The organism is Mesorhizobium sp. M7A.F.Ca.MR.362.00.0.0 (assembly GCF_004023175.1).
GTDB lineage: Bacteria > Pseudomonadota > Alphaproteobacteria > Rhizobiales > Rhizobiaceae > Mesorhizobium.
Genome location: NZ_RZTF01000949.1, coordinates 1 through 361 on the forward strand (window position 1 = coordinate 1; position 361 = coordinate 361).

General features: G+C 65.4%; 1 pseudogene. It reads right to left on the reverse strand.

From position 1 onward, the window contains the following. Positions 1-361, reverse strand: a pseudogene (gene gltD / locus EOC06_RS38645) (glutamate synthase); the annotation flags it as partial.

The window sequence follows — 361 nt, forward strand, 5'->3', positions numbered from 1 at the left end:
TTCTTCGAGCGGCGGCTGTCAATGGCGATCTTCATCTGGCCGGCCAGTTCCGACACCGGCCCGCGAGCGGCTGGCCCGGCAAAGCCGATGGCGATGAACGCGAGATCGGCGCGGATGACGAATTCGGTGCCGGCGATCGGCTTGCGCTTTTCGTCGACTTCGCAGCATTTGACCCCGGTCAGCTGGCCGTTTTCGCCGATGAATTCAAGCGTCGCCACCTGGAATTCGCGCTCGGCGCCTTCGGCCTGCGAGGATGACGTGCGCATCTTGGTCGCCCAGTATGGCCAGACCGACAGCTTGTCTTCCTTTTCCGGCGGCTGCGGCCGGATGTCGAGCTGGGTGACGCGCACCGCGCCCTGGC